The 255-nt window shown below is 58.8% G+C and carries 1 protein-coding gene; it reads left to right on the top strand.

Annotated elements, in window-relative coordinates:
- A partial coding sequence (locus UO65_RS34585) for an IS3 family transposase (RefSeq protein WP_152552073.1) occupies positions 1-163 on the top strand: 163 nt, incomplete at its 5' end.
- Between the last annotated feature and the right edge of the window lie 92 nt (positions 164-255).

Raw genomic sequence — 255 nt, 5'->3', positions numbered from 1 at the left:
ACTCGTCCACACCACCACATTCCACACCCACACCCAAGCCCGCCGAGAAATCAGCGCCTACATCGAACTGTTCTACAACCACACCCGGCTCCACTCCACCCTCGGCTACATCACCCCCAACGAAGCCGAAAACCGTTACCACCACACCGAAACAGCAGCCTGAAACCCACTAAACCACCGTCCGAGAAATCCATGGCAGACCATGCCCGGGTGGGTGGATGTGTTTGGCCGGGGGTGGCGATCATGTGACAGCCT

Origin of the sequence: Actinokineospora spheciospongiae (assembly GCF_000564855.1) — a bacterium.
GTDB lineage: Bacteria > Actinomycetota > Actinomycetes > Mycobacteriales > Pseudonocardiaceae > Actinokineospora > Actinokineospora spheciospongiae.
This window is presented reverse-complemented; position numbering and strand designations above follow the sequence as displayed.